4 protein-coding genes, 1 pseudogene and 1 CRISPR repeat array are annotated in these 10,220 nt (G+C 28.1%); of the genes and pseudogenes, 1 reads left to right on the top strand and 4 read right to left on the bottom strand.

Going from position 1 to position 10,220, the window contains the following annotated elements:
• Positions 1-857 precede the first annotated feature (857 nt).
• Positions 858-2,120, top strand: a complete 1,263-nt coding sequence (gene brnQ, locus BM384_RS12225; protein WP_090013985.1) for a branched-chain amino acid transport system II carrier protein — start codon at positions 858-860, stop codon at positions 2,118-2,120.
• A gap of 50 nt (positions 2,121-2,170) precedes the next feature.
• On the opposite strand, the gene BM384_RS12220 is transcribed toward brnQ, so the two are convergent.
• The 4 genes and pseudogenes from BM384_RS12220 to BM384_RS17715 form a co-directional block, all read right to left on the bottom strand.
• Positions 2,171-3,805, bottom strand: a complete 1,635-nt coding sequence (locus tag BM384_RS12220; protein ID WP_090013983.1) for a 3'-5' exonuclease — start codon at positions 3,803-3,805, stop codon at positions 2,171-2,173.
• A 147-nt stretch (positions 3,806-3,952) separates the two neighbouring features.
• Positions 3,953-5,315: direct repeats of the CRISPR family, unit length 31 nt; unit sequence GTTTAAATACATCTACATGTTACTGTTTAAC.
• 180 nt (positions 5,316-5,495) lie between these two features.
• The gene (locus BM384_RS12215; protein ID WP_090013982.1) at positions 5,496-6,296 is read right to left on the bottom strand and encodes a hypothetical protein; all 801 of its coding nucleotides are present in this window, start codon (positions 6,294-6,296) and stop codon (positions 5,496-5,498) included.
• A gap of 3 nt (positions 6,297-6,299) precedes the next feature.
• Positions 6,300-9,806: a hypothetical protein gene (locus BM384_RS12210; RefSeq protein ID WP_090013981.1), complete on the bottom strand. Its 3,507-nt coding sequence runs from the start codon at positions 9,804-9,806 to the stop codon at positions 6,300-6,302.
• 194 nt (positions 9,807-10,000) lie between these two features.
• A pseudogene (locus BM384_RS17715) lies at positions 10,001-10,220 on the bottom strand (IS1595 family transposase); the annotation flags it as partial.

Below are 10,220 nucleotides of genomic sequence, written 5' to 3'. Positions count from 1 at the left end.
GTAAAACTTCATTGAATGAGGTGATAGTCTATACAGCGGGTATGCATTATGCTCCCAGGAAAATCACATCAATTTCTCTATTCAAGAATATTAAGTTTTCACTAGTTAGGTTTAGTAGAAAAATATATAAATATTCGTCTACACTATTTAGTATTTCAAATACGAGGTTTAGTAGAAAAATATATAAATATTCGTCTACACTATTTAGTATTTCAAATACGAGTATATTGGGTTATTTACCAAGTCAAATTTCCTAGCAATACCTTGAACAAACATATATTTTTACTTTAAATATTATATATATGTTATATCTAAAGTTAATAAAAGAACCTTGCCCTTCTTTAAATCCACTACCTTATATTTATTTCCTTTAAACTTTTCATAAGACATATTAACTCATTCTTTATTTTAATTTCTCCTAGCTATTTTGAATATAAAATTGAATCATAATTTCACATAGGAATAATTGGTTTTATACTTACAGAAGTAGCACTATCCCTTCTAGCTATACACCTATTTTTTGCCATTCACAATATATACCCTTCAAAATTAAATTTACCATATAAAAAATCCTATTTTTATTGATAGATTAACAGAAAACCGGCACTAATATATTTAAAAATGTAAATAAGGATACAAAAATTAATCAAAGATAATTATTAATTTGTCTAAAATTTAATAAATACTTTTAATGAAATTATGAATTCACTCTAAAAAACCGATACACTTTAATAATATCGTATATTTCTTTGAATCTTTTTAACTTTTAAACAAAAACATCTGTTATTAGTTATCATTTTATGATATACTTTATTCATTATTTTAATATTGATAAAACAAAAGAAGGATTGATTAATATGAAAAAAAATACGAAAGATGCCATTATAATAGGTTTTGCCTTGTTTTCAATGTTCTTTGGAGCAGGTAATCTAATTTTCCCTGGCTATCTAGGATATAAACTTGGATCGCAATTTTACATAGGAATGATTGGTTTTGTACTTACAGGAGTAGGACTACCTCTTTTAGCTATAATAGCTTGTTCAAAAGGTGATGGTACTTTTGAAAGTCTTGCTAACAAAATAGGCAAAAAGTTTTCTATAACATTTACTGCACTTATATTTTTAGCTATTGGGCCATTGCTTGCAGTACCAAGAACAGCTGCAACAACTTTTGAAGTAGCTATACACCCATTTTTCCCTAGTATTCCATCATGGATAATAATTTTAATATACTTTATAATTAATATTTTCTTTGTATTAAGAGAATCATCAATTATTGATACTATAGGTAAATTCTTAACACCAGCTTTAATCGTAATACTAGTAATATTAATAGTTAAAGGCTTTATTATGCCAATTGGATCTATTAATGAAAGCGATCTTACAGGAGTACTAGCAGATTCCCTTTTAGAAGGTTATCAAACAATGGATGCACTAGCAGCTTTATTATTTGCATCTATAATAACTTTTTCAATTAAAGATAAAGGTTATAAGGGTAAAGAAACTTCTTCAATACTTTTAAAAGCAAGTTTAGTAGCAGCTATAGGTCTTGCCTTTGTATATGGAGGACTTACTTATATAGGAGCACAAACTCATGAAATTGCTTTTGCTGATATTTCTAAAACACAACTTTTAATATTAATTGCTAAAAATATATTAGGAAATGCAGGACCTGTTTTAATAGGTGTAGCCATGGGACTTGCTTGTTTAACAACTTCAATAGGATTAATCTCAGCAGGTTCAGATTTCTTTACTAAAATAACTAATGGAAAATTACCTTATAAAATAAATGCACTTGTTATTTCAGTTATAAGTTTTGGAGTTGCATTACTTGGTGTTGATAAAATAGTAGTTTACTCTGCACCTGTATTAAGCTTATTATACCCTGTTGCTATAACAATGATAGTTTTTGCTTTTATACAAAATTATATAAAGATAAAAGCTGCAAGACTTGGAGTATACACTTCATTAGTATTCTCATTGTTATTATTAATACCTAGTTTAAACTTAAGCTTTTTACCATTAGCTTCTTTAGGCTTTGGATGGGTACTTCCAACAGTTTTAGCTATGGTAATTGGACAAATAGTATTTAAAGATAATAAGGAAATTAAAAATAAATAATATATTAAAAAATGAGTTGTCACACTAAAAAACAGTGTAACAACTCATTTTTATTTATCTATACCAAGTAAATATTTATAAATACTATCCTGACCTTTTCTTACATTATTTTTGAATTCTTCTACTTCTTCTAAAGTCTTTTTATACTCTTTTATTATATAAGATTCTAATTTATATAAAGTATCTAAAGATTCAAAGTTTACCCTACTTTTATAATTTTCAGATTTAGAAGGCACTTCATATGTAAGACCAAGCTCCTCTATGCCGTCCTCTTCCATATTAGTAAGAACATATTGTTTCTTTCCATTAAGCTTTATTCTTAAAAATGAATATAAAGCAGTAAAATCAAGATAAACTCCTTTCTTAGCAGCTTTAAAATAAGACATGTCCATATTATTTCTTATAAGTATATCTTTAACTACATCATAAGCTTGCTTCTCTAATTCTTCTGCTTCCTTTGGATAAGAATTTTCTTTTACAGCCCTGCAATAATCCAAATAAATTTCAGCACAAACCATACAGTCAGTAGATGCTCTATGAGATTCTAAATCCATATTTAAATACTTCTTTATTGTAGGAAGTTTATGATTTTCTATATCTTTATATAGATATCTACTTAAAGTAAGAGTATCTATAACTTCATTTTCAATCTTTTTATTAAGTGGCACTAAATTAGCATTAATATATCTAATGTCAAATTTAGCATTGTGAGCTACAAGAGGGCTATCCCCTAAAAAACTTAAAAACTCTGGCATTACCTTGTCTATAGTTTCTGAGTCTTTAACCATATCATTAGTTATGTTATTAATATTTGTTATAAACTCAGGTATAGGTATTTCAGGGTTTATAAGCTTTTCAAAACTCTGAATAAGCTTTCCATCCTTATATTTTAGTGCACTTATTTCAATAATTTTATCTACAGAACAATCAAGACCAGTTGTTTCAGTATCTACTACAATAAACTCATCATAAACCTTATCACTATATTTAATCTTTTCATTTTTAATAATTACTTTTTCAGCATAATAATCATCTACTGATGGAGGTGAGATTTCATCTATATCAGTAATTTTCTCTTCCACTTCTATAGAAATTCCATCTAAAAGATTTATAAATCTTTTATACTCTTCCTTTACCTTCTCTTCTTCTGGAAGTCTATAAATATATTTTCTACTTCTATCTTTTTCACCTAATAAGTATAGCTTTAAAGCATAATGCCAACGTGAAGCTGTACGATATTCTCTCTTTGACATTTTAACTAAAGTGTGAATAGCAAGGACAAATCCAATTAAAATAAAAGGAAGAACATTTGAAAAAATAAAGATAAAACTTATAATAGCATCCCAATGATATTTACTTAGAATTTTAGTATTAACATTATACTCTTTATCTAATAATTTTAGATCCTCTTTAATATTCTTTTTATTGCTACTTGAATAAGCTACCTTCTTTGATTTTTTAGAACTTGAAGTCCCAGAAGAAGCTGTTCTCATAATATCATTAACTCCAAATGTAGTTTTATGATAAACCTTATTATAGGCAGCCTTCTTAGGGTCATTAATCCATCCCATTCCCTTCTTACCGTATAAAGGATTGATGGCTTTTTTGCCTTTCCTCTTCATCTTGCCAGTAGTTCTGGCTTTAAAGCTCTTTTTTAAACTCGGCTTTCTCATTCCTATTTTCATTTTTTAACTCATCCTTTTTTATGTAATATAATTAAGCTATTAAATTTCAAACTCCTTTTAACTATTATAACTTGTTTTTCTTTTATCTTCCACTTGATTGTTATAATAGATTAATATTTTAAATTATTGTTTTGCATTTTATATGGTTTTTGAACACATCTAAATGTTGCTGTTTAACTAAGGTTAGGTGGATACAAGACGGCAGATTATATGTGGGTTTAAATACATCTACATGTTACTGTTTAACAAAAAGAGGTGGTTTTATGCTTAATAAAAAGAAGAGTTTAAATACATCTACATGTTACTGTTTAACATATGAGAGAAAAAAAGAAGAATTAATTGAAAGTATGTTTAAATACATCTACATGTTACTGTTTAACAGGTACGTATGTAAATAACGTAATGCCATATCCAAGTTTAAATACATCTACATGTTACTGTTTAACGAACTGTATCATCTACAAGCATTACTGATGTAAATGTTTAAATACATCTACATGTTACTGTTTAACAGAGGAAACCCCCACCCTCAATATATGTTAAATAAGTTTAAATACATCTACATGTTACTGTTTAACTCTTATACAAACAAAAATAATTTTCCAGGTAATTAGTTTAAATACATCTACATGTTACTGTTTAACTGTGGAATTAAAATTTTATAATACCAATAGTACATGTTTAAATACATCTACATGTTACTGTTTAACACTGGGAACAATGGCAAAAGAGTAAGCTTAGATCTATGTTTAAATACATCTACATGTTACTGTTTAACCCACCACCAGTAGGAGCTTTAAAACCAAGTGCCTTAGTTTAAATACATCTACATGTTACTGTTTAACCAGGAGCAAAAATGTAAAAGTCTTAAAGAAGCTTAGTTTAAATACATCTACATGTTACTGTTTAACCAAGATATACAAAAAGATGTTATAATAAAAGAGTAGGTTTAAATACATCTACATGTTACTGTTTAACTGAAAGACTACTGTTTTTAAATGATAAATACTCATTGTTTAAATACATCTACATGTTACTGTTTAACCTGTAAGAAAGAAGAATTATAATTACTTTAAAGTACAGTTTAAATACATCTACATGTTACTGTTTAACTGGTTTAGCTTTACTTAAAGATAAATATGTATACTAGTTTAAATACATCTACATGTTACTGTTTAACAAATAACTGATTTACGTGAATCATTAGTTGTTACGTTTAAATACATCTACATGTTACTGTTTAACTGTAATGTATGACAATGCTATAATGTATGGAAATGCGTTTAAATACATCTACATGTTACTGTTTAACAAAAAATGGTAGATGCTTTAGACACACCTACAAATGTTTAAATACATCTACATGTTACTGTTTAACTAAATTATTTTCTTCCTATTTTGACATATGTAAAGTTTAAATACATCTACATGTTACTGTTTAACCATGTTCATTTCCTCTTTTAAGAGCAACTGTTGCAAGTTTAAATACATCTACATGTTACTGTTTAACCAACGTTTTTAAGCCATTCCTTATTTATTATATACCTTCTACCATAAGATATACAGTCATTTCTCAAAAGTTTTTCCAATGGATTTCTAAATCTTAAAAGCTAACAGGCAAATATAACTTAACTCCTTAAACTATCAGTCTTAAAGCTTGTACCATAACTAAAATCCATTGGAAAAGTAATTATTTTTTAAATCCACTTCCTAAAACATAATCTTCAGCATACTTTGTAGAAACAGTGCTAGTTATTACATCTCCTGGTGGTACATAATGATTTACTTTATAGCTATATTTACTGTTAGCATTACTAATAGTAAATACATCACTTACTGGATCTATATCTTCAGTACACCAGCCTCTAAAGTTTCTCCAATTTTCAGGACTTATAACACTTATGCTACTTAAATTTATAACAGGTTCTTCAGTAGTTATTTTATTATAAACCTTTCTAATATCATCATCAGTGCCTCCTAAAGCACATAACTTACACCAATGAAGATACATCTCCCACTCAGGACATATCCAGTTTCCACCTGATTGCTTAGCTGAAGTTTCTGTACGCCAGCTTTCAGAAAGAAGGCAGTTTATATAATCCTCTTTATTAAAGTTTGGAAAGTTACATTTAAAATATTCAATGCAAAGTGGAGTTAGGGAGTTATGATATAACTCACTTATCTCCCTTACTGCATTATCAAGTTTTGATATATCTATTCTAGATGAAAATTCTCCATTATATATTAAAAGCTTTTTTGTCATTAATGCTTTGCAGCCTTTATCATAATCATAATTTAGAATTTTAGATACATCATCTTTAGTAAAGTTTATATCCTTTAAAAATATATCTTTATAGCTACTTTTAGCCTTTTTAGGTTTTCCATTTATCTTACTTAAAATATAATTAATAAACCATTTTGTAACTACAGATTTATTAGTCTCAGGAAGATATTCACTTTCCTTATAATTAAAGTATTCCTTAATATCCATAAACTACTCCCTATCAGCTATACTTATGGAAAGCTTGCAGCTATTTGTAATAGTTTTTCCTTCTACAGGGACATCTGCTAAAATAGTGAATATTTGATTTTCACATGGTTTAAGCTCTGCTGTATCATCCTGTTTTATATATGCAACATTTGTATCTTTATCTACATAGAAATTAAAACCAGGCATTAAATCAGGGCTTACTCTCCAAACTGCATCTGGAATTGATATACTTTTAAAGTATGTCATAACATATTGGCTCTTACCATAAACTAAGGCTTCAAATGGATTTGGAGAACATACTATATCACTTACTGCTATTCTTTCGCTCTTTATTGTAATATCAGTTTTTGAATCTCCTAAGGATACTTCATTATCTAAGTTAAGGAATTTATTTGATGTATTATGTTTTAAATAGAATGTAGATTTCTTAACAATGCTGCCTTCTTTTTCAGCCTTACATGTACAATCTCCACTCCACTTTAATTTTTCCATTTGTTTATTGTATTCTTCAATTTCCTTTTGATCATATCTGCCATCTCCTTTTCTTTCAGGATATTTTGGAGAAGGTACAGATTTTAATTTATTATCTTCTACTGTTAAATAAACAGCTTCTACAGTATCATCATTTATATAGTGAGTAGTATAAATATAAGAATCACCATTTTCATCTGTAGATAAACTCCATACCATATTATTTGAATAGTCAAATTCCTTTAGAGATATTGAATTATCTTCATTTAATGCTAAAGCCTTATTTTCTGCTTTGTTAAAGAAGCTTATTCCATTTACAGCTGTGCTTCCTTTCATAGCTTCTGTACTTATATACTCTAAAGCACATTCATATTCCATTCTTAGGTTTGTACCACTTAATGTTTCTAAAACAAAATCTTCAAATGGATCATCTGGTTTTTGTGTAGTCATAATAACAATACCTATAATAAATCCTGCAACTGCAGCAACAAAAGCTAAAGCTCCTACAGCAGTACATAAAGCTGGTAATACTCCAGCAGTTATTGCAAGGCCTGACAGGGCAAAGTTTCCTACAATTGCTACTAACTGAAGACAACTTGAAGCTAATAAAAGGGAGTCCATTGCAATTTCAAGGGATGTTTTATCATTCTTTATTGCTAAAGAAGTTGTTATTATTGATACTATAGATAATACTGCTCCAATAGTACCAATTACAGCTTTAAAGGTATTACCAAATAATCTTACTACTATATTTGAACTTACACGGGATTCTAATGAAGTACTTTCCTTTAAAAAGAATTTAGCTGTAGATGATGTTAAGCCATCAATGGCTACTGCTGCTCTATTTGCTACTTCACCAACACCTAAGAACATTTTACAAGCATCCCAAAAGCCTGATAAAGAATGCCATACTACACATACCTTTGCTATTCCAAGGCCTATATAAAGTATTCCTCCAACTAAAAAGGCTGAACAAGCTCCAAAGAAATATACTTTTTCTGAAACAGTCATTTCCTTATAACTCTTTTGTATAAAAACCATTCCAATTATACTTGCTGCATATGAAAGAGCAATAATTGAAGCAAAACCAGCTACATATCCTTGAATTTTACTTCCTGCTATTTTTTCAAAGTTATTTATTATTACTTTCCAGCTTGATCCTGCACCTGAAACAGCTATAGCAGATTTTAGTGCATCTAAATATTTTTCACATACTTCTCTATTCTGAAGCTGAGATTGTATTTCTATAGTAGCTTCTCTTATAGCTTCATCTCCTGAATTAACATGGTCTTTGCAAAACTGATTTAAGATTTCATAATATACTTCACTAAAGTCTTCAAACATATTTGGATAATCTGCCATCTGAGGTATTACAGATGTTAATAAAGAAACTCTTAAAGCATCCATAAAGGCACTTCCAAAGGTAATTTGATCTGGGTTTGTTACATTTCCTTCAAGCATTTCAAAAAGGGCTGAGTAGTTTTTAATTTCTTCACTTACACTTTGAGCTAATGTACCTGAAAGCATCTTCATTTCAAGCATAGGTATATAGGTTTTCATTAAATAGTAGTAAAGATTAAATGCCCAATAAAGCTTTTGACTCACACCCCACTTTTCAAGTTTATCTAAGTCTTCTAATATTTCTTTCAAGTTATTTTGAACTGATTCCTCTGTAGAATCTCCAAACTTCTTTACATAAGTTGATTTTATATATTTAATACCATCTTTAATCTTTTGGTCATAGTTTCCATACTTTTGATCATCTAAATACTTTTGCATATCACCATATTTTTGAATAAAATGATATCTGTAAAGTTTATCACTTTGTCTCTTATAAACATTACTATTTGCACATATAGATTTAAGTTTATATTCAGCTCTCATTGTATTTATTTGTTTTACATAATCTGAGCCAGTCATCTTTCCTAAGGATGAAGCTAAAAATGGAACTTGAAGTTCTTTATAAAAGTCTTTAGCATCTTTAGAATCTTCAGCAATAGAACGAACTACACTATTAAGGGCTGGAGCTTGCTCACCATAATATTTCTTTCTTAAATCATCATCCATATAGTTTAAGATAATTTTATAAAAATCATCCATTGACTCTTTACCTGGTGCATCATATCTATTATTATTTTCATCTGTTACTATTGGATTCATAGCAATAAGTCCATATATATCTAAATTACTTTCAGCTGAAATAGATGTTATTTTATTTGTTAAAGGAATTACTTTTTTGAAGGAATGTAAAGCTAAACTACTATCAGCTTTAAAGTCTGAAATAAATTCTCCTTGAATTGCATAAATATTATTGTTGCAGTCATAATATGCTCCATAGAACTTAGAACCTAGTTCATCAAAATAAAATTCTGCATAAGATGGAAATACTGTTTTTATATCATTATCTTTTCTTTCCTCTGGCAAAATACTACTGTCCAAATTAGTAAATTGCATTGTTAAAACATTTTCTCTACTCATTACTACTCTGTCTGAACTTGTATTTTCCATAGGAGCTAAATCTGTAAATTTTAAGTCTTTAAACTGAGTTTCTATTTTCTTTAAAGGCATAACTGGATCTTTATCGTCATACACATCATAAGCAAATTCAAGCTCGCCCTCTTTCCAGTTAGCATTTTTCCAAGCAGCACTATTGGTATCAATATTAAACTTTCTTAATGTCTTATCATAAGTTACTCCAGCATTTATAGATATTTTTGTTTTAAAAGGTAATGCCCATGGCTGAAGTTCTACAATATAATCTTTATTATTTACAGTAATATGAGCATGTCCTTCTCCCCCCACAACTTGAAGTTCTGCTCTAATATCCACATCATTTTCTTTATGCCTTATATAGTATTTCTTATTGAATAAGTCAATTTTAATAGATTCTGGAGGTATATAATAATTATCTATATATATTCCTCCATCTTTTTTTCCAAAATCCTCAAAACATAAAATAAGTTTTTCAGTCATTAAATTTTCATTTAATAAAGTATTAGAACTACTTATAATACCTTTAAAATATTGTGTATTTTTCATGACAATCCCCCTTAATATACTTTTTTACAAGATAAATTGTATCAAATTACTTTTTTTGAATCAAATTCTATTTTTATCATTTTTTAGAAAAATACAAAAATAAAGATTTTTTTCTTCAAAATATAACCTTTTTCAAATTTTTATTAGTTCTTTATAAAAGCTGTATTTTTAAATAGAGTGATAAGTAAAACTAGCTATTCAAATATAGGTGGACGTCCCTTAAAGTTCGTGCTTAAATAAGGATGTTCTCCTTTTATATTTATTGGATTTTCATCAGATTTTGAAAATATAAATTTAAAAAGAGCTAAATAATTTGCTAAATATTTTGTTGATACCCCTCTATAAACAGCTATAAATCTCTTTAAGTTGCTATGAAGACTATTTATTTTTTGAATATTATACTGTTTTAAGCTA

The organism is Clostridium sp. DSM 8431 (assembly GCF_900116755.1).
Taxonomy (GTDB): Bacteria; Bacillota; Clostridia; order Clostridiales; family Clostridiaceae; genus Clostridium.
The sequence above is the reverse complement of the archived record's forward strand: the minus strand, read 5'-3'. Positions and strand labels throughout refer to the sequence as shown.